Consider the following 446-nt stretch of genomic DNA (forward strand, 5'->3'; position numbering starts at 1 on the left):
ATCAGCGACAGGCCGGACGGGCCGATCAGCACCCCGGCCACCAGGTAGCCGAGCACCGCGCTCTGGCCGATCAGCCGGAACACCGGCACGCCGATCACCGCGGCCGCCAGGAAGGTCAGGACCGGCGGCAGGAAGCTCGCATGTTCGACGGGACTCGCCATGCAGGTCTTCTCGGCGGATGGCTTCGGGTTCGTGGGCGCAGGCCCGGCTTAGCGCGCGCGGCGCCGCGATGCGATATGCGCGGGGGTGCCAATCGACACAAGCGGGTTTTGGGCCGACGGGGATGCGGGCTTGTAGGGGGTCGTTCGGCCCCCTGCGCGCCGTGTACCAAAATATGGTATCTTCTGGTATCAGGAGGCTGCCATGGCAAAGAACACATCCATCTCGCTCGGGGACCATTTCGCCGGGTTCATCGATCGTCAGGTCACCGACGGGCGCTACGGATC

1 protein-coding gene is annotated in these 446 nt (G+C 66.8%); it reads left to right on the top strand.

Going from position 1 to position 446, the window contains the following annotated elements; all coding sequences use genetic code 11:
* Positions 1-363: 363 nt before the first annotated feature.
* Positions 364-446, top strand: an 83-nt coding sequence (locus GVL61_RS25550; protein ID WP_200845024.1) for a type II toxin-antitoxin system ParD family antitoxin, incomplete at its 3' end; no start/stop codon positions are given.

The organism is Novosphingobium sp. 18050, assembly GCF_902706195.1.
Classification (GTDB): Bacteria; Pseudomonadota; Alphaproteobacteria; order Sphingomonadales; family Sphingomonadaceae; genus Novosphingobium.